The sequence below is a fragment of the Nevskia sp. genome (genome assembly GCF_023266035.1).
In the GTDB taxonomy this organism is placed as follows: domain Bacteria; phylum Pseudomonadota; class Gammaproteobacteria; order Nevskiales; family Nevskiaceae; genus Nevskia.
The window spans coordinates 1-682 of sequence record NZ_JAHFRY010000155.1 but is presented as its reverse complement, the minus strand read 5'-3'; the positions used below and the strand labels follow the sequence as shown (position 1 = coordinate 682).

The following is a 682-nucleotide window of genomic DNA, read 5'->3' as shown; positions in this document are numbered from 1 at the left end:
GATGCCAGCCGATCGAGACCATCGGCGAGCTCAGGCCGGCCAATCGTCACGACGACGGCCGCAATGACGATCAGCGCGACCACCGGCAGCGGCCACCAGCGCAGATCCTGCAGCACGATCAAGCTGGCGAGCACGGCGATCGCCAGTACATCGAGCAGGCGTTCGACGAACAGCGTCGCCATGCTGTCGGCATAGGGCACTTGATGGCGATCGTGCAGGTACAGCGAACGCACCGCTTCGCCAGCCTTGCCGGGGCTCACCGTGAATGCGAAGCCGGCGATATAGATCAGCCGATGCGGGCCGGGCGGCAGGCGGTGACCCAGCAGCACGAGATAGCGGGACCAGCGCTGGAAGCGCAGTGCGTAATTGAGCAGCGACGCGCCGAGCACCAGACCCAGTCCGCTGAAGCCGAGGCCACGCAGCGCGCTGGCCAGCGTCTGCGTATCGGCGATCAGCGCGGCGGCGAGATAGGCGGCAACCCCGAGCCCGGCAATCGCGATCAGCAGCGGTCGGCGCAGCCGCGCAGGCCGGGTGGCTGCAATCACGCGCGGCCCCGGTCGCTGCTGTCCTCGACGCTGCTGGGCTGGTCGCCGACAACTCTCAGCCGCGCCTGGATCGCGCGCAGCACACCGGCGGCATCGAGTCCGCAGTCCGCCAGCAATTGTTCGCGGCTGCCATGGGC

1 protein-coding gene is annotated in these 682 nt (G+C 68.8%); it reads right to left on the bottom strand.

Annotation, left to right across the window (positions count from 1 at the left end; all coding sequences use genetic code 11):
* Nucleotides 1-545: lysylphosphatidylglycerol synthase domain-containing protein (locus Q0D45_RS18890; protein ID WP_293396545.1), on the bottom strand; the 545-nt coding region annotated here is incomplete at its 3' end.
* Nucleotides 546-682: the final 137 nt, after the last annotated feature.